Source organism: Streptosporangium sp. NPDC048886, from assembly GCF_055586905.1.
Window position 1 is genome coordinate 19,996 of record NZ_JBVJHH010000020.1, and the last position, 23,448, is coordinate 43,443.

Here is a 23,448-nt window from a genome sequence, read left to right on the forward strand (position 1 = left end):
CGGAGCAATAACAGCATGGGCTATCGAGAAACACTCTGCAACACTTGGGCGCACCACGACGGCTCGCCGCTGTACGTCGCCGACCCCGCACCGCGTCTCGGTGACCGGGTCGAGCTGTCGGCGCGCACCGCCCACGCCCTGGGCGTCCGCCGGGTGTACGTCCGCACCGCCCCCGACGGCGAGCCGCGTTTCACCGAGGCGTCGATCGACAGGGTGAGTGACTCCGAGACGTGGTGGCGCTGTGCCGTCGAGATGGTCAACCCCGAGTGCGGCTACCGCTTCCTGCTGCACACCGCCAAGGGCCCGCTCTGGCTGACCGCGGCCGGGCTCTCGGCGCTGGAGGTGCCGGACACCACCGACTTCATGCTGACCACCCACCCCGCGCCGCCCGCGTGGGCCGCCGGTTCGGTTATCTACCAGATCTTCCCCGACCGGTTCGCCCGCTCCGGGCGGGTCTCCGGTCCCGTGCCCGGCTGGGTACGGCAGGCCGAGTGGGACGACCCGATCCCGTGGGGCAGCCCGCACGCGCTGCAGCAGCTGTACGGCGGCGACCTGTGGGGTGTGGCCGAGCGCCTGGACCACATCGCCGAGCTGGGCGCGGACCTCCTCTACCTGACGCCGTTCTTCCCCGCCCGGTCCAACCACCGCTACGACGCGACCACATTCGAGCGGGTGGACCCGCTGCTCGGCGGGGACGAGGCGCTGCGCGCGCTGACCGGCGCCGCGCACGCGCGGGGCATGCGCGTGATCGGCGACATCACGCTCAACCACTCCGGTGACGGGCACGAGTGGTTCGCCGCGGAGAGCGCGGTGCGTGACGACTTCTACTACGTCGACGGCGACGACTACGCGACGTTCGCCGGGGTGCGGACGCTGCCCAAGTTCGACCACCGCTCGGCGGAGCTGCGCCGCCGGCTCTACGAGGGCCCACGTTCGGTGATCGCCCGTTACCTGGAGGAGTTCGGTCTCGACGGCTGGCGGGTCGACGTCGCCCAGTCGGCGGGACGGCACGGCGGGATCGAGCTGAACGACCAGGTGGCCACGCTCACCCGGGAGACGATGTCGGGTCACGACGCGCTGCTGCTCGCCGAGCACCAGTTCGACGCCTCGCGGGCGCTGCGCGGCACCGGCTGGCACGGCACCATGTCCTACGCCGGTTTCGCCCGTCCGGTCTGGTCGTGGCTGGCGCGGGAACGGTCCACCGAGTTCTGGGGCGTGCCCGGGCCGATCCCGCACTACGGCGGAGCGGACCTGGCCGAGGTGATGCGCCGCTACTCGGCGCTGATCCCGTGGCGGGCCTACACGCACAACCTCACACTGCTCGACTCGCACGACACGGCCAGGTTCCGCTCGGTCGCCGGGCGCGAGCACCAGCACCTCGGCGCCGCCCTGCTGTTCACGCTGCCGGGCCTGCCGATGATCTTCGCCGGGGACGAGGTCGGCGTCGAGGGCGTGCACCTGGAGGACGGACGCCGTCCCTTCCCCTGGGACGGGACCCGCTGGGACCGGGGCACCTACCAGGTCTACCGCGATCTGGTACGGCTGCGCCGCTCGCACGAGGCGCTGCGTACCGGGGGCCTGCGCTGGCTGCACGTGGCCGACGACACCGTCGTCTACGAGCGCGCGACCCCGGACCAGACCCTGCTCGTCCAGGTCAGCCGGGCCTCCCACCCGCCCATCGCCGCCCCGGCCGCCGGGGCCAGCCTCACCGGCGGGCCCTCGCTCCGGCCCGGCCTGCCCATGCCCGCCGACGGGCCCGCCTTCCACGTCTGGGAGCTCGAAGCATGATCGACGTCCTGCGCGGAGTCCGTTCCGCCGCACTCGGCAACGCCCGCGACGTCTTCGTCTACACGCCGCCGGGCTATGACCCCGCCGCCGGGCCGTACCCCGTGGTCTACCTGCACGACGGCCAGCACGTGTTCGCCGGGGCCGGCCTCGATCCGAGCTGGCGGCTCGACGAGACGCTGGACGAGCTGATCGGCGGCCGGGCGCTGCCGCCGCTGGTCGCGGTCGGGGTCTCCAACGCCGGTGACGAGCGGGGCGCGGAGTACTCCCACATCGCGCCCTACCCGCGCGACCCCCGTGGCCTGTTCAGGGGCGAGCTGTACGAGCGATTCCTCATCGAGGAGCTGATGCCGCTCATCCGGTCCCGGTACGCGGTGACCGGCTCGGCCGAGGGCACCGCCGTCATGGGCTCGTCGATGGGCGGGCTGGTCAGCTACCACCTGGCCTTCCGGCGTCCCGACGTGTTCGGGCTGGCGGCGATCCTCTCGCCGTTCCTGGTGTTCGTCGATCCCGAGACGCTGGCGGAGACGTCCGTCTACCGGCGCTTCACCGAACGCGGGCCCGGCCGGGTGTGGATCGACATCGGCGGGATGGAGGGGCTGATCATGGTCCACCACGCCCGCGAGCTCGCCGGCCGGCTCGTCGAGTTGGGTTACGCGCCCGACGCGGAGCTGCGCTACCGGCACGAGCCCGGCGCGCCGCACCACGAGAGCGCGTGGCGGACGCGGGCGGCCAGCGCGCTGCTGCACCTGTTCGGGACCGAGGGGCCGCCGGTCGAGATCACCGCCGCCTCCGAGGCGCTGACGGCCGGCGTGGGCGAGGTGATCGACGTCGCCCCCGTCGTCGTGCGCGCGGACGGTTGCGCCTACTCGGCACTCAGCGCCGAGGTGACCTGGCATCCCGCGGACCGGCTCGAACCCGTGGGCGCCGCGCTGCTCGCGGCCACCGACCCCGGCACCGCCGACGTCACGGCCACCGTGGGCGCGCTCACGGCCCGCCAGATGATCACTGTCGTGGACGGCGGGCCGACCGCGACGCTCGACGTCACCGTCGTCACCCCGCCCGGCACTCCCGAGGGGGACACCGTCTACTTCTCCGGCCTCGTCACCACGCGGGTCGCCCCCGGCGTCCACCACGGCCGGTGGCGGCTGCCCCGCGGGCTCGGGCTCAACGGCACCGTCGGCAGGGGCTGGCGCTGCGACGGGCTGGACACGGACGGCCTCCCGATCCGCGGGCCGCTCAGGCACGACGCCGACCGCCGCCTGTCCGTCAAGGTCGAGGGATGGAGCGATCCGGAGTGGGACGACCCGCACCGGGGCTCGACCCTCACCGGCGGGCCCGAGCAGGACGATCCGCGCCGGGACCCGGCCCCCGGGAACGGACCCGACGCGTCCGGCCTTGACTCCGTGAACGGACCCGACGCGTCCGGCCCGGACTCCGAAACCGACACCCCCCGCTCCGGATCATGAGGAGGACTCCGATGCGCATCACAGCTCCGACCCTGATGGGGCTCGCGCTCCTGACCGCCGGGTGCGCCGCCGATGTCCAGCCCGGCCGGTCGGATCAGGCGTCCGTGCCCGCGCGGGCCACCGCGACGCTCACCGTCTGGGCCGACGACAGCCGGGCCAAGCCGCTCCAGGACCTCGCCGCGGCGTTCGAGCGGGACCGCGGGGTCAAGGTCAAGATCGTGCAGAAGGGCATGGGCGGCCTCCGCGACGACTTCGTCTCCCAGGCGCCGACGGGCCAGGGGCCCGACATGATCGTCGGGCCGCACGACTGGCTCGGCAAGCTCGTCCAGAACGGCGTCGTCGCGCCGATCGACCTCGGCGCCACGGCCTCGCGGTTCCCGAAGATCGCGCTCGACGCCATGCGCTACGGAGGCCAGACGTACGGCCTGCCGTACAGCATCGAGAGCGTCGCGCTCCTGCGCAACATGAAGCTCGCCCCCGAGCGGCCCAAGACGTTCGACGAACTGGTGGCGACGGGCGGCAAGCTGGTGCGGGAGGGCAAGGCGAAGTTCCCCGTCGGCCTGCCCGTCGACCCCAAGGCGGGCTCGCCGTACCATCTCTACCCGTTGCAGACCTCCTTCGGCTCCTCCGTGTTCGACGGTGACAAGCTGGCGATCGACAACCCCGGAGGCCTGAAGTTCGCCGCCTACCTCCGGCGGCTCGCCGAGGCCGAGGTGATCTCCACCTCGCTGAGCGGCGAGATCGCGACCAACGCCTTCCGCGAGGGCCGGACGCCCTACCTGATCACCGGGCCGTGGGACGCGCCCGCGCTCGCCAAGGCCGGGGTGCCGTTCGCGGTCGAGCCGGTCCCGCCGGCGGGACCGGAGCCGGCCAGGCCCTTCGTCGGTGTCCAGGGGTTCTACGTCAGCGCGAAGTCGGCCAATCCGATCCTGGCCAACGACTTCCTGCTCAACTACCTGGCCACCCCCGAGGCGCAGCGCGCGCTGTACGCGGCGGGTGGCCGGCCCCCGGCGATGACGTCGGTGCGCGAGGAGCTCCGCGGCGACCTGGTGATGACCGGCTTCGCCGACGCGACGCTGGCCGGTGAACCCGCGCCGAACGTGCCGGCCATGGACGCGGTCTGGGGCGACTGGGGGCTGTCGCAGCTCGCCGTCATCACCGGCGACGGCGACCCGGCCAAGCTGACCGAGGGCGCCGCCGACCGCATCCGCGCGAAGATCGCGAACTGACGGTGGCGGCACGTACTCTCAGCGGCGCGGTGGCGGCCAAGCTGGCCGTCCTCGGCGTGGTCGACGCGCTCGCGGTCTACGGGCTGGTGGCGCTGGGCGGCCGGCGGTCGTGGTGGCTGTTCGCCGCGATGCTCGCGGGCACGGCCGCGGTCAACGTGATCTACCTGGGCGGCCGGCGGGTCCCGGCGAAATATCTCGCGCCGGGGGTGATCCTGCTGCTCGTCTACCAGGTGTACGTCGTCCTCTACACCGGCTACGCCGCGTTCACGAACTACGGCGACGGGCACAACGGCACCAAGCAGGACGCCGTCGCGGCGATCCTGGCCGCGAGCGAGACCCGGGTCCCCGGTGCCGCCGCCCGGCCGATCAGGGTGGTCGAGCGCGGCGGGGAGCTCGGCTTCCTGGTGGACGGGCCGGGCGGCGCCCGGGTCGGCTCCGCCGTACGGCCGCTGGAACCCGTCGCGGCCCCGGGCGGCGGCGTCGCGGCGGCCGACGGGTGGCGGACGCTGCCCTACGGCGAGATCGTCGCCAGGCAGGCCGAGATCACCGCGCTGCGCGTGCCCGTCCCCGGTGAGGGAAACCTGCGCACCTCCGACGCGGTGACCGCCGCGCTGTACCGCTCGACGCTCCGCTACGACGGGCGCGCCGACACCGTCACCGACCCGCGCACCGGCGTGACCTACCGCGACGACGGCCACGGCCGGTTCGCGGCGCCGGGCGGCGCGGTGCTCAGCCCGGGCTGGAAGGTGTTCGTGGGGTTCGAGAACTTCCTCACCGTCCTGACGGATCCGGGCATCAGGGGGCCGTTCCTCGGCGTCCTCGTCTGGACCTTCGCCTTCGCCGCGCTCTCCGTCGGCCTGACCTTCGCCATCGGGCTCGGCCTGGCCCTGGTGCTGGGCCGCCCGGGGCTGCGGGGGCTGCGGGCCTATCGATCGTTGCTGGTCCTGCCCTACGCCTTCCCCGCTTTCATGGCCGCCATCCTCTGGCAGGGCCTGCTCAATCCCGACCACGGCTTCGTCAACGCGGTGCTGCTCGGCGGCGGCCACCTGCCCTGGCTCACCGACCCCTGGCTGGCCAAGCTCAGCGTGCTGGCCGTCAACGTCTGGATCGGCTCCCCGTACATGTTCCTCATCTGCACCGGCGCGCTGCAGGCCATCCCGCCCGCGCTCACCGAGGCCGCGCAGATCGACGGCGCGAGCCCGTGGCGGGTGCTGCGCGAGATCAAGCTGCCGATGCTGCTGGCCTCGACCGCACCGGTGCTGGTCGCGACCTTCGCGTTCAACTTCAACAACTTCAACGTGATCTACATGCTCACCGGCGGCGGGCCCAGGGACGCCCGCTCGCCCGTCGACGTCGGCTCGACCGACCTGCTCATCTCGCTGGTCTACAAGCTGGCCTTCGGCGGCAGCGCCCGGAACTACGGGCTGGCGTGCGCGGTCTCCATCCTCATCTTCGCCGTCATCGCGGCGATCTCGCTCGCCGGCTTCCGCAGGGCGCGCAGGCTGGAGGCGAGCTGAGATGGGCCGCTGGTTCCTCAGGTACGGCTGGCGTCACCTCGTCGGAGCCGCCGCCGTCGTCGTGGCGCTGTTCCCGCTGGTGTTCGTGGCCGCCGCCTCGGTCAACCCGAGCGGCACGCTGACCGGGTCCAACGACCTGTTCGCCGACCCGACGGCGGAGCACTACCGGACCCTCTTCACCGATCCGCTGCATCCGTTCGGGAGCTGGTTCGCCAATTCGATGGTCGTCGGCGTGACCACGGCGGCGGGGTCGGTCTTCCTCGGTGCCTGCGCGGCCTACGCCTTCTCCCGTTTCCGGTTCAGGGGCCGCCGGGCCGGACTGCTCGGACTCGTGTTCGTCCAGCTCTTCCCGCAGCTCCTCGCCTATGTGGCGATCTTCCTGCTGCTGTCGGAGCTCAAGGAGGTCTTCCCCGCGATCGGCCTCGGCAGCAGGCTCGGCCTGGTCATGGTCTACCTGGGGGGCGCGCTCGGCGTGAACACCTACCTGATGAAGGGCTTCTTCGACACGGTTCCGAAGGAACTGGACGAGTCAGCGCAGATCGACGGGGCCTCGCACGTCCAGGTCTTCTTCCGCGTGCTGCTGCCGCTGGTCGCGCCGATCCTCGTCGTCGTCGCGCTGTTCTCGTTCGTGGCGACGCTCAACGACTTCGTCATCGCCGGACTGGTGCTGACCGACCCCGACCAGCAGACGCTCGCGGTCGGCCTGTACCAGCTCGTCTCCTACAAGCTCGGCCAGAACTGGGGGGTGTTCGCCGCCGGCGCGCTGATCGGCGCGCTGCCGGTGCTCGTGCTCTTCCAGTTCCTGCAGCGTTTCATCGTCGGCGGCCTGACCAGCGGGGCGGTCAAGAGCTGACCGCCGAGAGCCGCCGGGCCGCCCCGCTCACCCGGCCAGCGCGACCGCCACGAGCTGGAGCTGCGACTCCAGCGCCTGGCGGAACTCGTCGGACAGGGAGCCCTCCCGGTGCCGGTCGGCGATCTTCCCCCGGACCGGGGTGAGATCGCGGGAGCAGCAGACGCTGTTGGCCAGCACCTGTCGCAGGTCCAGCGCCACGTCGGGGCGGATCCCGCCCTTGTCCTCGCCCTCGGCCAGCAGCGCGTTGAAGCGCCGCACGCTCTGGCCGAGGCTCGGCACCGAGGATCGGATCACCTTCACCCACGGGGGTGTCCGCGGGGCGTTCTCCGTCTCGGACATCCGGGGGACGGGCAGGTCCCGGCCCCGGCCGGAGGTCGCGGCCGGGGCGGGGCGCGCGGTGGGGGCAAGGGTGGTGCTGGGCGCGGGGACGGCCGGGGTGGGGCCCAGGGTCGTGGTGGTCGCGGTGGCCGGCGCGGTGCCCAGGGCCCCGGGGCCCAGGACGGTGGTGAGCTGGTTCCACGCCAGAGCTCCCGCGACCAGCACCGCGCCCGCCGCCATCACCGTCCAGCGCATGACCGGGATGCCCGTGCCCCGGCGGCCCCCGGCGAGCGCCTTGGTGAGGGCGGTGGCCGTCTCCTGAGCCTTCGGCCGGTTCTCCGGCTCCGGGGAGAGGCAGCTCGCGCAGAGCGCGGCGACCTCGGCGGGCAGCCCCGGGGCGCAGGCGGCGGGCGGCGGCCCCACCCGCCGGACGCTCTCGATCTCCTCCCAGGTCCGCTCCGGGTACGGCGTGCTGCCGGTGAGCATCTCGAACAGCAGCACGCCGAGCGCGTAGACGTCGCTCGCCGGGTCGGCGGTCCTGCCGGTCAGCCGCTCGGGGGCGACATAGGGGGGCGTGCCGTAGTCGGAGGTGCCGTCCTCGCCGTCCTCTCCGATGAACGCCGCGATGCCGAAGTCGAGCAGCTTGGCGCCGGACGCGGTCAGCAGCACGTTCTCGGCGGTGACGTCCCGGTGGACGATGCCCCGCTCGTGGGCGGCGGCCAGCACGTTGGCCAGCCGGGCGGCGATCAGTGCCGCCTCCGCCCACGGCAACGGACCCTCGGCGATCCGGTCGGACAGCGGGCGCCCCTCAAGCAGCCGCATCACCACGTAGGCGGCGAGGCGGCCGTGCGGGGTCACCGTCTCCCCGTAGTCGTAGACCTCGATCGCGTCGGGATGGATGAGCCGCGCGGTGGCGCGGGCCTCGCGGCGGATGAGTTCGCGGCCCCCGCGGTCGGCGCCGATCTCGCCGTCCAGCACCTTGACCGCGACCAGCCGCTGCAGGGACTGGTCGAAGGCCCGCCAGATGACGCTCATGCCGCCCGACGCGATGGGCTCCAGCAGCAGGTACCGGCGGGTGAGCACCTCTCCCGCGCGGAGTCCGCCGGGCTCAGGCGGACTCACGGACCACCAGCTCAGTGGGGAGCATCGGATTGTTCCCGGGGGCGTCGGGCGAGGCCATCGACAGCAGCAGCAGCCGGGTGGCGAGCGCGGCGAACTCCTCCACGGGCTGGCGGACGGTGGTGAGCGGGGGAGAGGTCCGCCGGGCGACGGGGGCGTCGTCGAAGCCGATCACGGCCACGTCGTCGGGCACCCGGCGCCCGGTGCGGCGCAGGGTCTGGACGGCCGCCGCGGCCATCACGTCGGAGGCGGCGAACACGGCGTCGACGTGCGGCATCCGGCGCAGCAGCCACTGCGTGCCGTGCACCCCCGAGGAGTGGGTGAAGTCGCCGTAGGCCACCGGCACGCCGGTCATCCCGGCCAGGGCGAGGGTCTGCACGAAGCCGTCGAGCCGGTCCCGTGCCGCGGGCAGGCCGGGCGGCCCCGCGATGACGCCGACGGCCCGCCGGCCGCCGAGGAGGAAGTGCTCGGCCGCCTGCCTGCCGCCGTCGCGGTTGTCCATGTCGACGTGCGGTATGTCGATGCCGTCCGGCGGGCGGCCCGCGCTCCGCACGGGGATGCCGGAGGCGGCCAGGGTCACCGCGAGCGGATGCCGGTCCCGCGCGCCGATCAGCAGGACGCCGTCGACCCCGCCGGCGACGAGCGGGGGCGTGGCGATGGTGGAGGTGGCGGCGGTGGCCGTCATCACCGCGAGCGGGATGCCGTGGCTGGTGAGCACCTCCTCCGCCGCCGTGATCATCCTCGCGTAGAAAGGCTCGGTGAACAGCCGGTGTGCGGGCTCGCAGACCACGACGGCCACGACCTGGTCGGGCCGGCGACCGGCCCCGCCCCGGGGCGCGCGGTGCCGTACGTAACCGAGACGCGAGATCGCGTCATGCACCTGCCTGCGGGTCGATGTGCTGACCCTGACTGAACCGGTGAGTACCCGGGAGGCGGTGGCAGGGGAGACCCCTGCTTCTGCCGCGACCTGGGCAAGTGTGGGTAGATCAGACATAACTTCCTCCACACCAAGATGCCGCACAGGTGGGAGCGCTCCCAGTGAACGTAGCATTGTTTCGGAAGTGTCAAAAGATATTTCCAAAAAATCACCACATGTGAGTCAAGTTAACTCTGACAGCTGTCAGGGAGGCAAGATTCTTTCCGGGCAAGCCCCGCGCTGTGGTCGCCTCCGCGGCGACCAGGCTCCGGCGGGTGCTACGGCACTGGTGAGCCGCCTGTCGGCGCCACGGCGCGAGCACCCGCGCCCGCCCACGGGGTGACGACCTCGCGCACCCTGTCACGCAGCCAGCGCTGTCCGCCGTCGGCGTCGTTGCGCGGGTGCCAGGCCATCGCCACCCCGACCTCGGGCAGCTCCAGCGGAATCTCGAAGGTGCCAAGGCCGAGCGCCGCGGGCACGTCGTCGTCGTCGGGTGCGGGTGCGATGCACACCAGGTCGCTCCGCCCGGCCAGGAGCAGGGCCATGGAGTGCGACGGCACGGTCACCACCGTGCGGCGGCGCAGTCCCCGCACGGCCGGCAGGTCGTCGATCGGCCCGTGCAGGTGCCCGTGCCTGGACACCCCGATGTGCCTGGCGTCGGCGAGTCTGCGCAGTGTCGCCCCCTTGGCCACCAGCGGATGGTCCCGCCTGGCGACGCCGACGGCGCGGCCGGTCGCCAGGCGCTCGACCCGGGTCTCGGGGTCGGCGTGATCGATGACGCCGATCTCCAGGTTCACCCGCCCGTCGCGCAGTGCCGACGTGCCTTCCAGCGTGTCGGGCAGGAAGCGCAGCACCGCGCCAGGAGCCCGCTCGCCGACGGCGTGGACGAGCGGCGCGGCCAGGGCGGACAGCAGCATGTCGCTCGCCTGGAGGCTGAAAGTCCTGGTGAGGGTGGCCGGCTCGGGATCGCCCGTGGGGGCGAGCAGGGTGGCGGCCTGCCGTACGAGACCGTGGACGGCGTCGCGCAGTTCGATCGCGCGCGGCGTGGGGACCAGGTTGCGGCCCGCCCGCACGAGGATCGGGTCGTTCAGTTGCCGCCTGATCCGCCCCAGCGTGCGGCTCATCGCGGGAGCCGAGGTGTCGAGCCTGGCCGCCGCCCCGGTGACGCTGCCCTCCTCCAGCAGCGCGTCGAGCGCGAGCAGGAGGTTCAGATCCAGTCTCACGTGTGCTCTCTCGCTCACTCCGGCATGTTGCCCGTCGCTCTGCCGCTCTCGAAGGGGGTCGCGACGCCCTCGCGGACCATCTGCATGGGCATGTCGGGGTAGAGCTTCCCGTTGAACGCCTGGACGACGATCGCGCCGAACAGGCCGCGCACCACGGCCGTGGAGGACGCCTGGTGAGTGTGGTACCAGTAGGTTCCCGCCCGGTCGGCGTGGAAGCGGTAGGTGTGCGTGCCGCCCGGCCGGACCGCGTCCTGCGTGAGGCCCGCGACACCGTCCTCGGCGTTGGGCACGTCGACGCCGTGCCAGTGCAGGGTGACACCCTCCCTCGGCAGCCTGTTCACCAGCGTGACCTGGACCAGGTCACCCTGCCGTAAGCGGAGCTCCGGGCCCGGGACCTGACCGTTGAACGTCCAGGCGGCGACGAGCGCGCCGGAGGTGAGCCTGATCGAGGTCTCGGCCGCGGTGAGGGTGAAGCTGCGGTCGGGAGTACCGGTGCGGGGTCCGGTCAGGGTGGTGAGAGCGACGGAGGGAGGCCGCCGGTCGCTGTGCCCGTGTGCCGAGCCGGTGCCCGTCATCTTGTGGCGTTCCGGCCAGCGGCTGGTGAGCGAGCCGTATCCCAGGCCCCCCGCTACCAGCGCCACGGCGGCGAAGGTCACGCCCGACACCCTGACGGCCCTGGTCAGGCGCGGCCGGTGGATGACCACCAGTGAAACGTCAGTAAGGAGTCTTTGCCTCTGACGCAATCGGCGAGGCGGGACGGCGTGACCGGCGCCTGCCGTGTGGCACAGGCCACACCGCCCGCCGCCGTACCGTTTCCAGGGCTCCCGCCTCCTCGGCGTCCAGCCGCTCCAGGAAGTGGATCAGCGTCGCCGCCCGGTTGCCACTGCCGGCCGGCGAGTCCCGCATCAGCTCTGCGGTGTGGGCCTCCTTCGACGACGCCGTCTCGTAGATGTACGCCTTGCCGGCGGACCGGCGCTTCAGGAGGCCCTTGGTGTGGAGCTTGTCTGTCGCGGTCGTCACCGTCGTGCAGGCGGTCTCCCGGTCGATGCGGAGGTCCTCGACCACGTCGCGCACCGAGGCCGGACGGTTGTACGACCACATGCGTTCCGTGATCGCGGACTCGAGTTCACCCAGGCGGCGCATCCGTCAACGCTGACGAGGATCGTAGATGCGGAGCTAGAGAGCTTCACCGGCGACAACCCGGCGCTTGAGGCGGATCAGCTCTTTGGGGGCGTTGACGGCCACCGCGCCCATCAGGCGACCATTCCGAGCGAAACCGACCGCGAAGCTGTCCTCCTCCACCGAGCCCGCGAGCACCCTGGCCTCGTCGGCCAGGTGCGGGAGACCCGCCGTCTGGATCCGGGCTCCGTGCACGTGTGTGGCGTACGAGGGCAGGTCCGCGTACGGCTTCGCGTTCTCCGGTCCGGCCAGCAGGTTGAGAGCGGCCACCGCGCCCTGGTCGTTGGCCGTCGCCCAATGCTCGACCCGGACCAGCGAGTCGCCATACAGGCCGTGCGGCCAACGGGCCACGTCCCCGGCTGCCACGACGTCGGTGCTTCCCTTGGCGTACAAGGTCGGCTCGCAGACCACGCCGTCCTCGACGGTCAAGCCGCTGCCCGTGAGCCATTCGGTGTTGGGCACGACGCCCATGCCGGCGATCACGAGATCGGCGGGGACGGTCACGCCGTCGCTCAGCCGTACTCCTTCCACCCGCGTCTCACCTTCGAAGCCGATCGCCCGGACCCCGGACACCAGTTCCACACCGTTGCGACGGTGATGAACGGCAAGCCAGAGCGCGGTGTCGGATCCCACGGTGGCGAGCATGGGATGGGGAGCACTGTCGATCAGAGTCACCTGGTGGCCGAGTGACCGGGCAGTGGAGGCCACCTCACCGCCGATGAAGCCGCCGCCGATCACAACGACCCGCCGCGGTCCTCCCTCCAGCTCGGCACGGAGGGCCAGGGAGTCCTCGATGGTACGCAGGGTGTGCACGCCCGCAGGATGCTCAGCCAGTCGCCTCGCCCGTGCGCCGGTTGCGATGACAAGCCCGTCGTAGCCGATCTCCGAGCCGTCGTCGAGCGTGACGATCTTGTCGGCTGCGTTGAGGGCGGCAGCCCGGCGCCCTCGCAGCCAGTGGTCGCCGAGTTCCTCGGCTCCTGGCAGCGTGACGTCGTCGTCACCCCGCAGGACGCTCTTGGACAGCGGAGGGCGGTTGTAAGGCAGATGGGTCTCCGCGCCGATCAGCGTGACCTCGCCGTCGAATTCTTCTCGTCGAAGGGCCTGTACCGCCCGCAGCCCAGCCAGCGACGCACCAACCACAGTGATTCGGTTCATGGAGTGAAAGTACCCTACGGGGGTATGTGGATGGGCGTGATGTGGATCACATGTACACGGGAGGGAGATCGGCATATGGTGCACAGGGCGATACCTATGGGGGGTATCCTCGCAAGGAGGACGAAATGAGCACCGCCACCTACAAGGTCACGGGCATGACGTGCAACGGCTGCGCCACCAAGGTGAAGAACCAGATCAGTACGGTCGCGGGTGTCAGCGGCGTGGACGTCGAGCTCGCCACCGGTCACGTCACCGTGACCACGGAGAACCCCATCGACAACGCCGTCATCATGGACACCATCGAGGAGACGGGGTACGAGGTAGTTCTGGTCTGATCGGCCGGCGTCGGGCGCGGCGTGTCTCGGGCCCGACGCCCGGCTACCGATGACGGAGGCGGCGGCCGGCCTGCCGCTCAGCGCCACGAGTCCGCCGAAGCGCAGTGTGCGGGCAGTGGCGACCCGTGTGAGGGCTCCTCGATCGAGCCCTGGTCCGCTGCCGATCGCAGGTGGTGCGACCTGTGCCACGGCGATGTCGATGATCAACGTGAACTGCGCCAGGCACGGCAGGACCGGTACGGCCCCAGCCTCGGCTCTTCGTGCACCCAATGAACCGAACACTCATGTTCAAGTCAGATATACCCATAGGGGGTTCCGGAATACCCCTCAGGGGTATATTGTTGGCGGCAGACGAGGAGGACACGATGAGACGCCTTCAAGCACTTGATCCGTCGGAAGCCCCCGACAAGTCCCGCGAGATCCTGGGTGACATCGTCGCCAGGCGCGGCGGGGTGGGCGACATGGTGGCCACGATGGCCCACTCGCCCGCACTGCTCCAGGGCTACCTGGACTTCTCCCGCGCGATCAAGCGGGTGAAGATCCCCCGCCCGCTGAGCGAGAAGATCTCGCTCGCGGTGCAGGAGTGGATCGGTTGCGCGATGTGCTTGTCGGCGCACACCAAGGCGGCGCGGGCAGCGGGGCTCAGCGAAGGGGACATCGAGCTGGCTCGTCAGGGCACCTCGACCGACGCGCGTGAGGCCGCCTTGATCGCCGTGGCCGTGCGGGTGCTGGCCGAGCCTTCGTCCCTCTCTGACGAGGACGTGGCCGAGCTGCGAGCCCATGGCTGGAGCGACCGGGTGATCGCGGAGATCGTCGGCCTGGTGTCGCTGAACCTGTTGACCGGCGCCTTCAACCTGCTGATCGGACTCGAGCCCGATGAATGACGGAGCGGCTCACCTGCGGCGGCTGCGCCGGGTGGAGGGGCAGGTGCGGGGCCTGCAACGGATGGTCGACGAAGACAAGTACTGCATCGACGTCCTGACCCAGGTCTCGGCGGCCACCAGCGCCCTGCAGTCCTTTTCCCTGGCCCTCCTGGAGGAGCACATGGCCCACTGCGTCGCGGAGGCGACGCGGAAGGGCGGCGCCGAGGCGGACATCAAGATCAAGGAAGCGGCCGACGCGATCGCGCGCCTGGTCCGTTCATAAGAGTCACAAGACGAGAGGTGATTGTCATGGCCACCGCCACCTACACCGTTAAGGGCATGACCTGCGGACACTGCGTCAGCTCCGTCAAGGAGGAGGTCGGCGAGGTCGCCGGCGTGGCCGAGGTCGAAGTCGACCTGGCCACCGGGCTGCTGACCGTGACGAGTGAGAGCCCGGTCGACGCGGCGCGGATCAGCGCCGCGGTCGAAGCGGCCGGATACGAAGTGGTGAACCCATGAACACCGCGGTGAAGCTCGGCGTCTACGTGGCAGGCCTCGCCGTGATCTTCGGCGGAGCGCTCGGGCTCGGCAACGTCATCGGACCGCTGGGCGGGGAGCCGGCGGCGCCGAGCCATGACAGCGGCAACCACGCCGCGGCAACTCCGGCTCCACAAGTCACCGCAGGCCACGGAGAGCACGCCGCTCCTGCGCAACAGGCCGAGAACAATACCCCTGGGGGGCTCCAAGTGTCCGAGAACGGCTATACCCTCACCCCGCTCACCGCGGCGATCAAGCCGGGCGAGCCGACAGACTTCCAGTTCACCGTGACCGGCCCTGACGGCAGGGCGGTCACCGAATACCAGGTCCAGCACGACAAGAAGCTCCACTTCATCGTCGTCTCGCGTGACCTGGGCACCTTTCAGCATCTCCACCCGGTCGAGGCCGGCGGCGGCGTCTGGTCGGTCAAGCTGACGCTGCCCGAGGCGGGGGCCTACCGGGCCTTCGCCGACTTCGCGCCGACCGGCGGTCAGGCCCTGACGCTCGGCGGCGACCTGCTCGTCGCAGGCGACTACACGCCCAAGGCGCTGCCCGCGGCCAGCCGTACGTCCGAGGTCGACGGCTACACTGTCACCCTCGACGGCGAGCTGCTCCCCGGCCGGCAGAGCAGGCTCACCCTCAAGGTCAGCAAGGACGGCAAGCCGGTCACCGACCTGCAGCCCTACCTCGGCGCCTACGGGCACCTGGTGGCCCTGCGCGGCAGCGACCTGGCCTACCTCCACGTACACCCCGACGGCGAGCCCGGTGACGGCAAGACCCAGCCCGGCCCGGAGATCGTCTTCTACGCCGAAGTGCCCAGCCGCGGCGACTACCGGCTCTTCCTCGATTTCCAGCATGAGGGCAAGGTCCGGACCGCCGACTTCACCCTCGGCGCCGGACAGGACTCCACCGTGAAGCCGAGCGCGGAGCCCACGCCCAGCTCCACCGGGCACGGCGACGACCACAAGCACTGATCGCAGGACGCACAGAAAGGAGCGGTGATGTCTCCGCTTACCGATGACCAGCGCCAAGGCGCCATCGAGCTATCCATTGGTGGCATGACCTGCGCGTCCTGCGCCAACCGGATCGAGCGCAAGCTGAACAAGCTGGACGGCGTCACCGCGACGGTCAACTACGCCACCGAGAAGGCGAAGGTGACCTTTCCCGAGGGCGTCGACCCGCAGCAGTTGATCGCCACAGTGGAGTCGGCCGGCTACACCGCGGCTCTCCCCGCCCCGCCGAAGGCGGAGTCGGGCCAGGAGGTCCAGGAGCCGGAGGACGAGCTCCGTCCGCTGCGCAACCGCCTGATCACGAGCCTGGTGCTGAGCGTTCCGGTGATCGCGATGGCGATGATCCCCCCGCTGCAGTTCACCTACTGGCAGTGGTTGTCGTTGACGCTGGCCGCTCCGGTGGTGGTCTATGCGGGCTGGCCCTTCCACAGGGCCGCCTGGACCAACCTGCGGCATGGCGCGGCGACCATGGACACTCTGGTGTCCCTGGGCACGCTGGCCGCGCTCGGCTGGTCGTTGTGGGCTCTGTTCTTCGGTACGGCAGGCGTACCGGGTATGACGCACCCGTTCGAGTTCACGATTGCCCGCAGTGACGGCTCCGGCAACATCTATCTCGAGGCCGCCGCAGGTGTGACCGCGTTCATCTTGGCCGGACGCTACTTCGAGGCGCGATCCAAGCGCCGCGCAGGAGCAGCGTTGCGCGCCCTGCTCGAACTGGGCGCCAAGGAGGTCGAACTCGTCGACGGCCGGCGGATCCCCACCGACCAGCTCAGCGTCGGCGATCTCTTCCTGGTCCGCCCGGGCGAGAAGATCGCCACCGACGGCGTGATCGAAGAGGGCACCTCCGCCATCGACGCCTCCATGCTGACCGGCGAGTCGGTCCCGGTGGAGGTACGGCAGGGCGACCCCGTCACCGGCGCCACCGTCAACGCGGGCGGAAGGCTGATCGTCAAGGCCACTCGCGTCGGCTCCGACACCCAGCTGGCCCAGATGGCCAAGCTGGTGGAGGAGGCCCAGACCGGCAAGGCCCAGGTCCAGCGGCTGGCCGACCGCATCTCGGGCATCTTCGTCCCGATCGTGATCGCTCTGGCGCTCGGCACCCTCGGCTTCTGGCTCGGCACCGGGTCCGGCGCGGCGGCCGCCTTCACGGCCGCGGTGGCCGTACTGATCATCGCCTGCCCCTGCGCGCTCGGCCTGGCGACGCCGACGGCGCTGCTGGTCGGCACCGGCCGGGGTGCTCAGATGGGCATCCTGATCAAGGGCCCGGAAGTGCTGGAGTCCACCCGCAAGATCGACACGATCGTCCTCGACAAGACCGGCACCGTGACCGAGGGCAAGATGACCCTCACCGACGTGCACCTGGCCGAGGGCGAGGACCGCGACGAGGTCCTCAAGCTCGCCGGAGCCCTGGAGCACGCCTCCGAGCACCCGATCGCCCAGGCGATCGCCCGCGCCGCGCAGTCCACCGCCACGGTGGAGGACTTCGCCAACGTCGAGGGTCTCGGCGTCCAGGGCATCGTGGACGGCCACGCCGTCCTGGTCGGCCGGCCCAAGCTGCTGGCCGAGTGGTCGCAGCACCTGTCCGTCGAGCTGGAGCGCGCCTTCCAGGAGGCGCAGGCGGCCGGCCGTACGGCGGTCGCCGTCGGCTGGGACGGCAAGGCCCGGGCCATCCTCGTGGTAGCCGACGTGGTGAAGCCGACCAGCAAGGAGGCCATCCGGCAACTGCGGGCGCTCGGCCTCACCCCGGTGCTGCTCACCGGCGACAACGAGGCGGTCGCCAAGACCGTCGCGGCCGAGGTCGGCATCGACGAGGTGATCGCCGAGGTCCTGCCCAAGGACAAGGTGGACGTCGTCAAGAAGCTCCAGGCCGAGGGTAAGACAGTGGCGATGGTGGGTGACGGCGTCAACGATGCCGCCGCGCTCGCCCAGGCCGACCTCGGCCTGGCGATGGGCACCGGAACGGACGCGGCGATCGAGGCCTCGGACCTCACCCTGGTCCGCGGCGACCTTCGAGTGGCCGCTGACGCGATCCGGCTCTCCCGCCGGACGCTGGGCACCATCAAGGGCAACCTGTTCTGGGCCTTCGCCTACAACGTGGCCGCCCTGCCGCTCGCGGCGCTGGGCCTGCTCAACCCGATGATCGCGGGAGCGGCGATGGCCTTCTCCAGCGTCTTCGTGGTCACCAACAGCCTGCGCCTGCGCAGCTTCAAGTAAGCCTGCGCAGCTTCAAGTAACAAGACGCCGGTGGCCCGGGAATCCCGGGCCACCGGACACCGGATTGCTCGAAAGGAGGGACGGACATGGTCGCGGTGTGGCTGCGCTGGACGATCCCCTGCTTCTCCACGGCTGCCGAGTCCATCCCGCCCCTCTGATGACTCCAGGGGCGGGGCACATCAGACCCACCCGTGGAGGCCCATCATGTCGGCCCTGTTCACGCAGGCCTTCGTCACCCTGCTCGTCATCTTCGACCCACTTGCCGCCATCCCGGTGTTCCTCACTCTCACCCGGCACCAGAGCCCATCCGGACAGCGCAGAACAGCTCGGGTCTCGGTGCTCGTGGCCGCCGGAATCGTGACCGTCTTCGCCGTCGCCGGGAAGAGCCTCCTCGACGCACTCGGAATCTCGCTCCAGGCGCTCCAGGTGGCCGGCGGCGCCCTGCTCGCCCTGATCGCACTCGACCTGCTCAAGGCGGACCGCGCACGCAACCGCGCCGCGGCCGAGAGCGGTGGCGTGGCGTTCGTCCCGCTCGGCACGCCCCTGCTGGCCGGACCCGGCGCCATCGCGGCGACCATGCTCTACGTGGAGAAGGCCGCAAGCGCCCCCGCCGTGGTGGCGGTGGCCCTCGCCCTCGCGGCGGCACTGCTGCTGACCTGGCTGACTCTGCACTTCTCGCCCTTCATCGGGCGGCTGCTCAAGGACAACGGGCTCAACCTGGTCACCCGGATCATGGGGCTTCTGGCCGCGGCCATAGCCGTGGAGCTCGTCGCCGGGGCGGTCCTGCACTGGATCTGAGGCGATACAGCGGCCCAACGCCGGAGGCCACGGGGCCTCCGGCCTGAACCGGCCCGCCATCGCCGCCTTGTCTTACCCCTGGGGGGTATGTTACGTTCCTTGCGCCTCAGATACCCCTCCCAGGTATCAAACGAAAGGAGAACGTCGTGTCTACCGTCAATCCGCGTCGGTGGTGGGCGCTCGTCGTGCTTGCCGCCGCACAGTTCATGGTGATCATGGATACGTCCATCATCGGAGTGGCCCTGCCGGATATGCAGCGCGAGCTGGGCTTCACCGACAGCAGCCTGCAGTGGGTGTTCAACGCCTACGTCGTCGCCTTCGGCGGCCTGCTGCTCCTGGGTGGCAAGCTCTCCGACCTGGTCGGCGCCCGCAAGATCTTCACCGCCGGCTGGGCCGTCCTGACCGCCGGCTCGGTCATCGCCGCAGCGGCAGGCACCGCGTGGGTGGAGATCCTGGGGCGCGCCGTCCAGGGCGTCGGCGGAGCCCTCATCGCCCCCGCCGCGATGACGCTGTTGATGATGTTGTTCGGGCACAGCCCGCGTGAGCTGGGCAAGGCCATGTCCCTGTACGGCGCCGCCGCACCCGCGGGCGGTACGGCAGGCGTGTTCCTCGGCGGAGTGATCACCGAGTACCTGAGCTGGCCCTGGGTGTTCATCATCTACATCCCGATCGGCCTGGCCACGCTGGCCGCTATTCCTGCGCTGCTGCCCAGGACCGAGGGCAAGCGCGGGTCGGTCGACTGGCTCGGCGCAATCGCGGTGACCGCGGGCATCGCCCTCGCCGTCTACGCGATCGTCACCGCCGACTGGCTCGCCGGAGCCGGCGCTGCCGTTCTCCTGGTCGCCTTCCTGATCATCCAGCGTTCGGTCCGCGAACCCCTCATGCCGCTCGCCATCTGGAAGACCCCTGGCCTGACCGCTGCCAACCTGGCCATGGCGCTCCTGGGCGCCGCGTGGATCCCGATGTGGTATTTCCTCAACCTCTACCTGCAGAAGACCCTCGGCTACGGCTCCTTCGCGAGCGGCGCGGCGCTACTGCCCATGACCGTCGCCGTTATGATCTTCATGGTCGGCATCACCGCCAGGTTGCTCGGTCGCTTCGGCGCGAAGCCGCTCATCGTGCTGGGCCTGGGCGTCCTCGCTGTCGGGATCGCCGGTCTGAGCCTGGTCAGTGCGGACGGCTCGTTCGTCACCGATGTGCTGCCCGCGAGCTTGATCGCGGCGGTGGGCATGTCGCTGGCCTACATCCCCGCGATGATGTCAGCCATGTCCGGCGTGCGGCCGGAAGAGGCGGGCCTGGCCTCCGGCATCGTGAACACCACGTACAACGTGGGCTCCGCGCTCGGCCTGGCCGTGATGACGGCCATCGCCACCGGCCAGGGCTCCACCAACGCGGCCTTCGTCGGCGCGGCAGTGGTCGCGGCGATCGGCGCGGTCGCCACGGTGGCGTTCATGAGGCGGCCCAAGGCCGTCGCGCAGGAGGCGCAGCAGCCGGCAGCCCTTGCGTGAGAAGAACCCGCTCTCAGATACCCCGGGGAGGTATTATGGCGAGATACGGACTGGTGCCGGCCAATCTCCTGCTGGGAGGCGTCGCGGCGTTCATCGCGGTCGGCCGGTGGAGGCTGAGGCCCATCGCACCCACGATCACCACCACCGCACGCGCGCTCCAGTCGTGCGCGGTCCTCGGCGCACTGGCCCTGTTGGTGTTCGCTCCGATGTGGTACATGATGACCAACGTCCAATTCTGATCACTCTGATCACTCCGTTCCGCGCGCCGACCGCCCCGACCACCCCGCCCGGCACGAGCGGCTCATGGAGAGCGCCGAGCGGCTCCGCCCACATCAACGGCGCAGGGCACGAATCAAGATCAACATGGTTTACGACGCCCTCGGGCGCGGTGTCGCCTGACGCCGTCCTCCGTCGCGCGGAGGTGAATGCGGCAGGGCCCGGTGCCGCTGCCCCTTTCCCGGATTTTCTTCGGCGTGGACGTCAAGACTGACACGGTTGTTACGACTCTGCTGTGAGCCGCTCCCGTCAGGGGAGCGGCCGATGGCCAGGAGTTGACATGGGAACGTTGGAGAAGAAGACCGCACTGGTGACCGGCGGGTCGCGGGGGATCGGGCGAGCGATCGTGGTGAGGCTGGCCCGTGAGGGCGCGGCAGTGATGTTCAGCTTCAACCGCGACCAGGCGGCGGCTGAGGACGTGGTGGCCGAAGTGGCGGCCTTTGGCGGGCAGGCGATCGCGGTACGGGCGGACCAGGGGCGCTTGGAGGACCTGAAGCACCTCTTCGGTGAGGTCGACCGGAGCCTGACCGGTCTGGATGTGGTGGTCAACAACGCGGCGATCAATCCGATGGGGAACATCTGCGACGCCACCGAGAGCGACTTCGACGAGGTGATGGCCGTCAACGCCAAGGGGCCGTTCTTCGTCATCCAAGCCGCTGCCGAAAGGCTCGGCGAGGGTGGGCGGATCGTCAACATCTCCTCCGCCGGTGCGGTGCCGGGTCTGGCCTTGTACTTCGCCAGCAAGGCGGCACTGGAGTCGATCACCGCGGTCGCCGCCCGTGAGTTCGGTCCCCGGGGCATCACGGTCAACAGCGTGTCCCCTGGTGCCACCGACACAGACATGATGCGCGCCGCAGCCGGGGAGAACCTGGAGCAGGCCATCGAGCACGTTGTGGCCCTGACGCCACTGCAACGGCTGGGACGCCCGGAGGACATCGCCAACGTCGTCGCCTTCCTGGCCGGACCCGACTCGCAATGGATCACGGGTCAGAACCTGCGTGTCTCCGGTGGCCTGATGATCTGACCGCCGGTCGGGCCCCGCGCAGCGCCGCACGGAGCGGTTCCGGGAGTGGCGCCGCGCCGGCCGCCGAGACGGCCACGTAGGTCGTGTGCCCGGTAGCGAGCGTGTCGTCGTCCCGCCTCACCGAGATCGAAAGGTGGGGCCGGGCAGTCCGGGACCATCGGTCCGGCCCGGCCTCTCAACCCCGGCTCTCCATCGCGATCAGTGGAGACCCTCAACCGGACCGGACAACGGCCCAGTCAGGGGCGAGCACCGACATCATGATCGAATGGTGCCATCCGCCGTCCCAGCGCAGGGCGTCGCGGCGCACGCCCTCCTCGACGAAGCCCGCCTTGCGGTACACGTGGACGGCCCGATCGTTGAAGTCGAAGACCTCCAGGCTGACCCGGTGGAGCTCGGTGGTGGCGAAGACGTGGTCGAGCACCAGCCGGATCGCCTCGGTGCCGTAGCCCCTGCCGAACGCGCGGGGGCCGACCAGGGCGATGCGCAGGTTGCAGGAGAGATTGTGCGTGTCGAGCTCGTTGAGCACGATCTCGCCGACGTAGGCGCCGTCCTCGGCGGCGCAGATCGCCAGGTCCAGCCGGTCGTCATGGGCGGCGCGCGAGTCGTACCAGATCTTGGTGGCCGCGTAGTCGATCTTCCCGTGCGACCCGGTCAGGCGGGTGGTCTCCGGATCGTTGACGAGCTCCCAGAGACCGTCGACGTGCTCGGGGCCGACGGGGCGGAGCGTCACTCGTTCCCCGGACAGGGTGGGCTTGCTGGCGAACATCACCCGCAGTGTCTATCCGCCCCGGCTCCGGCCGGGCAAGCGGGTTTCCTCACCAGGGGCCGTAGGGGCCCTGGTTGCCGCCCTTGCCGATCTCGCTGACGGCCGGCTTCACGTCCGCCAGGTAGATCCCGGCGGCGATGACGGAGGCGATGGAGAAGAGGTTGAGCTGGCCGAGACCGATCCCGAAGTAACCCACGGCCGAGGCGAATGAGAACAGCCCGGCCAGCCCCAGGATGACCAGCCAGAGCTTCTTGCTCTGCTTGCCGGTGACCGCGAACGCCCGCGCCGGGGTCCGCAGGGCGTGCACGAGCGCCCAGGCCGACATGATGAAGGCGGCGATGGCCAGGATCCAGAAGATCAGGTCCAGAACACCGTGGATCTGAAACATCGTCTCTCCAAAACGCTCGCCTCACTGGTGCTTGTCAGCCTAACGCCGAAATCCCCCTCCGCGTCGCCTCCGAGCCGTATGCCCTCGCGGCTCCGGGCTCCGGGCTCCGATCTTCGTATCCCGGCCTCCGCCACGGATCGCTGCGATCATGTCGGAATGACAGAGAATGTTGCGGATGTCGGCAGGAGGCTCAGCCGGCAGGAGATCTCCGACGCCGTCAACGGGCTGGGGTGGCGCTACGTCCTGGGCGCCGTGCGCGCGTCGGTGCCGGTGGCGTCGCTGGCGCAGGCGGCCGACGTCGCCGCGCGCGCGGTGGCCGCCGCCGGTGACGACGGCGACGGGAGCCTGTGGATGGACGTCCGCCGGGACCGGGTGGTCCTCACGCTGCAGTCGCTGGCCGCCGCCCACGTGACACCGCTGGAGATCGAGCTCGCCCGCCGCATCTCCGGGGCCGTCGGCGAGCTCGGGCTGCGCACCGACGCCGAGGTCGGCGGCCAGGGGGCGCGGTCGGTCCAACTCCTCGAGATCGCGATCGACGCCCTCGACATCGCCGCGGTCCGCCCGTTCTGGAAGGCGGTGATGGGCTACGGCGACGAGGCCGGCGCGTCGGGCGAGGAGGATCCGCTCGTCGACCCCGTCGGCCAGGGACCGGCGATCTGGTTCCAGCAGATGGACGCGCCGCGGCCGCAGCGCAACCGGATCCATTTCGACGTCTCGGTGCCGCACGACGAGGCGCCCCACCGCATCGAGGCCGCGCTGGCCGCGGGCGGGGTGCTGCTGTCCGACGCCGCGGCGCCCTCCTTCTGGGTGCTGGCGGACGCCGAGGGCAACGAGGCGTGCGTGACCACCTGGCAGGGCCGGGACTGACGCCACGCCACGCCACGCCGCGCCGCAGGGCGGCGGGCCGGTGCCGGCGGCCGCGCGGGGCGGCCCGCCGGGAACGGGGGTGTGCCGGAGCGTGGATGC

24 protein-coding genes are annotated in these 23,448 nt (G+C 70.9%); 16 read left to right on the forward strand and 8 right to left on the reverse strand.

The features are described 5' to 3' along the window. The first annotated feature begins 15 nt into the window (after window positions 1-15). The 5 genes from ACZ6R6_RS24540 to ACZ6R6_RS24560 are packed head-to-tail and all read left to right on the forward strand — an operon-like array spanning window position 16 to window position 6,853. Window positions 16-1,788, forward strand: coding sequence for a glycoside hydrolase family 13 protein (locus tag ACZ6R6_RS24540; protein ID WP_470096937.1), 1,773 nt, complete (start codon window positions 16-18; stop codon window positions 1,786-1,788). Further along, on the forward strand, window positions 1,785-3,254 hold the full coding sequence (locus ACZ6R6_RS24545; RefSeq protein WP_470096939.1) for an alpha/beta hydrolase: 1,470 nt from the start codon (window positions 1,785-1,787) through the stop codon (window positions 3,252-3,254). The genes ACZ6R6_RS24540 and ACZ6R6_RS24545 overlap by 4 nt, the downstream gene beginning before the upstream one ends. Before the next feature lie 11 nt (window positions 3,255-3,265). Further along, window positions 3,266-4,483, forward strand: a complete 1,218-nt coding sequence (locus ACZ6R6_RS24550) for a sugar ABC transporter substrate-binding protein (RefSeq protein WP_470096941.1) — start codon at window positions 3,266-3,268, stop codon at window positions 4,481-4,483. Window positions 4,484-4,485: 2 nt separating this feature from the next. Next, on the forward strand, window positions 4,486-6,000 hold the full coding sequence (locus ACZ6R6_RS24555; RefSeq protein WP_470096943.1) for an ABC transporter permease subunit: 1,515 nt from the start codon (window positions 4,486-4,488) through the stop codon (window positions 5,998-6,000). A gap of 1 nt (window position 6,001) precedes the next feature. Then, complete coding sequence (locus tag ACZ6R6_RS24560; protein WP_470096945.1) at window positions 6,002-6,853, forward strand: sugar ABC transporter permease; 852 nt, start codon at window positions 6,002-6,004, stop codon at window positions 6,851-6,853. A 27-nt stretch (window positions 6,854-6,880) separates the two neighbouring features. On the opposite strand, the gene ACZ6R6_RS24565 is transcribed toward ACZ6R6_RS24560, so the two are convergent. The 6 genes from ACZ6R6_RS24565 to ACZ6R6_RS24590 form a co-directional block, all read right to left on the reverse strand. Continuing rightward, window positions 6,881-8,293, reverse strand: a complete 1,413-nt coding sequence (locus ACZ6R6_RS24565; RefSeq protein ID WP_470096947.1) for a serine/threonine-protein kinase — start codon at window positions 8,291-8,293, stop codon at window positions 6,881-6,883. Then, on the reverse strand, window positions 8,280-9,284 hold the full coding sequence (locus ACZ6R6_RS24570; protein WP_470096949.1) for a LacI family DNA-binding transcriptional regulator: 1,005 nt from the start codon (window positions 9,282-9,284) through the stop codon (window positions 8,280-8,282). The genes ACZ6R6_RS24565 and ACZ6R6_RS24570 overlap by 14 nt, the downstream gene beginning before the upstream one ends. A 200-nt stretch (window positions 9,285-9,484) precedes the next feature. Then, window positions 9,485-10,429: a LysR family transcriptional regulator gene (locus ACZ6R6_RS24575; RefSeq protein WP_470096951.1), complete on the reverse strand. Its 945-nt coding sequence runs from the start codon at window positions 10,427-10,429 to the stop codon at window positions 9,485-9,487. Between the two features lie 14 nt (window positions 10,430-10,443). Further along, window positions 10,444-11,133, reverse strand: a complete 690-nt coding sequence (locus ACZ6R6_RS24580; protein WP_470096953.1) for a multicopper oxidase domain-containing protein — start codon at window positions 11,131-11,133, stop codon at window positions 10,444-10,446. Between the two features lie 10 nt (window positions 11,134-11,143). After that, window positions 11,144-11,572 (reverse strand): BlaI/MecI/CopY family transcriptional regulator, encoded by a 429-nt coding sequence (locus ACZ6R6_RS24585; protein WP_470096955.1) that lies wholly within the window; start codon window positions 11,570-11,572, stop codon window positions 11,144-11,146. Between the two features lie 33 nt (window positions 11,573-11,605). Next, window positions 11,606-12,763, reverse strand: coding sequence for an NAD(P)/FAD-dependent oxidoreductase (locus ACZ6R6_RS24590; protein WP_470096957.1), 1,158 nt, complete (start codon window positions 12,761-12,763; stop codon window positions 11,606-11,608). Between the two features lie 125 nt (window positions 12,764-12,888). On the opposite strand from ACZ6R6_RS24590, the gene ACZ6R6_RS24595 reads away from it, so the two are divergent. The 10 genes from ACZ6R6_RS24595 (at window position 12,889) to ACZ6R6_RS24640 (ending at window position 21,328) form a co-directional block, all read left to right on the forward strand. Then, window positions 12,889-13,098 carry a heavy-metal-associated domain-containing protein gene (locus tag ACZ6R6_RS24595; RefSeq protein WP_470096959.1) on the forward strand — a complete coding sequence of 70 codons (210 nt, stop codon included), beginning with the start codon at window positions 12,889-12,891 and terminating at the stop codon, window positions 13,096-13,098. Between the two features lie 365 nt (window positions 13,099-13,463). Continuing rightward, a complete protein-coding gene (locus tag ACZ6R6_RS24600; protein ID WP_451933442.1) occupies window positions 13,464-13,982 on the forward strand; it encodes a carboxymuconolactone decarboxylase family protein in 519 nt (172 codons plus the stop codon). Beyond that, window positions 13,975-14,244: a metal-sensitive transcriptional regulator gene (locus ACZ6R6_RS24605; RefSeq protein WP_470096961.1), complete on the forward strand. Its 270-nt coding sequence runs from the start codon at window positions 13,975-13,977 to the stop codon at window positions 14,242-14,244. Before ACZ6R6_RS24600 ends, ACZ6R6_RS24605 begins: the two co-directional genes overlap by 8 nt. A 26-nt stretch (window positions 14,245-14,270) precedes the next feature. Further along, entirely contained in the window at window positions 14,271-14,480 is a 210-nt protein-coding gene (locus ACZ6R6_RS24610; protein ID WP_470096963.1) for a heavy-metal-associated domain-containing protein, read from the forward strand. Beyond that, window positions 14,477-15,472 carry a hypothetical protein gene (locus tag ACZ6R6_RS24615; protein WP_470096965.1) on the forward strand — a complete coding sequence of 332 codons (996 nt, stop codon included), beginning with the start codon at window positions 14,477-14,479 and terminating at the stop codon, window positions 15,470-15,472. Before ACZ6R6_RS24610 ends, ACZ6R6_RS24615 begins: the two co-directional genes overlap by 4 nt. Before the next feature lie 27 nt (window positions 15,473-15,499). Further along, on the forward strand, window positions 15,500-17,722 hold the full coding sequence (locus ACZ6R6_RS24620) for a heavy metal translocating P-type ATPase (RefSeq protein WP_470096967.1): 2,223 nt from the start codon (window positions 15,500-15,502) through the stop codon (window positions 17,720-17,722). Between the two features lie 204 nt (window positions 17,723-17,926). Beyond that, complete coding sequence (locus tag ACZ6R6_RS24625; protein WP_470096969.1) at window positions 17,927-18,520, forward strand: MarC family protein; 594 nt, start codon at window positions 17,927-17,929, stop codon at window positions 18,518-18,520. Between the two features lie 146 nt (window positions 18,521-18,666). Continuing rightward, window positions 18,667-20,028, forward strand: a complete 1,362-nt coding sequence (locus tag ACZ6R6_RS24630; RefSeq protein WP_470096971.1) for an MFS transporter — start codon at window positions 18,667-18,669, stop codon at window positions 20,026-20,028. 35 nt (window positions 20,029-20,063) lie between these two features. Then, window positions 20,064-20,267, forward strand: coding sequence for a hypothetical protein (locus ACZ6R6_RS24635; protein ID WP_470096973.1), 204 nt, complete (start codon window positions 20,064-20,066; stop codon window positions 20,265-20,267). Between the two features lie 317 nt (window positions 20,268-20,584). Next, window positions 20,585-21,328, forward strand: coding sequence for an SDR family NAD(P)-dependent oxidoreductase (locus ACZ6R6_RS24640; RefSeq protein ID WP_470096975.1), 744 nt, complete (start codon window positions 20,585-20,587; stop codon window positions 21,326-21,328). A 211-nt stretch (window positions 21,329-21,539) separates the two neighbouring features. Here the strand turns inward: ACZ6R6_RS24640 and ACZ6R6_RS24645 are convergent, their stop codons facing one another. Both ACZ6R6_RS24645 and ACZ6R6_RS24650 read right to left on the reverse strand, forming a co-directional pair. Further along, window positions 21,540-22,094, reverse strand: a complete 555-nt coding sequence (locus ACZ6R6_RS24645) for a GNAT family N-acetyltransferase (protein ID WP_470096976.1) — start codon at window positions 22,092-22,094, stop codon at window positions 21,540-21,542. 49 nt (window positions 22,095-22,143) lie between these two features. Beyond that, on the reverse strand, window positions 22,144-22,482 hold the full coding sequence (locus tag ACZ6R6_RS24650) for a DUF2516 family protein (protein WP_470096977.1): 339 nt from the start codon (window positions 22,480-22,482) through the stop codon (window positions 22,144-22,146). 156 nt (window positions 22,483-22,638) lie between these two features. Between ACZ6R6_RS24650 and ACZ6R6_RS24655 the strand changes: the two genes are divergently transcribed. Further along, entirely contained in the window at window positions 22,639-23,349 is a 711-nt protein-coding gene (locus tag ACZ6R6_RS24655; RefSeq protein WP_470096979.1) for a VOC family protein, read from the forward strand. The last annotated feature ends 99 nt before the right edge of the window (window positions 23,350-23,448 follow it).